Raw genomic sequence first — 217 nt, 5'->3', positions numbered from 1 at the left:
GCGGCAGCTGGACTTCGCCGAGTTCCGGCGGATCGCCGACGAGGTCGAGGCGTACCTGTGGGTCGACATGGCGCACTTCGCGGGTCTGGTCGCGGCGGGCCTGCACCCGAACCCGGTGGAGTACGCGGACGTCGTCACGTCCACGACCCACAAGACCCTCGGCGGCCCGCGCGGCGGCATCATCCTCGCCAGGCAGGCCTTCGCGAAGAAGCTGAAC

General features: G+C 70.5%; 1 pseudogene. It reads left to right on the top strand.

What is annotated here, in order from left to right:
- A pseudogene (locus ADL12_RS28495) lies at positions 1-217 on the top strand (serine hydroxymethyltransferase); the annotation flags it as partial.

The organism is Streptomyces regalis (genome assembly GCF_001509475.1).
Lineage (GTDB): Bacteria > Actinomycetota > Actinomycetes > Streptomycetales > Streptomycetaceae > Streptomyces > Streptomyces regalis.
Note: the sequence above shows the minus strand (reverse complement) of the source record. Positions and strands in the feature narration are given on the sequence as shown.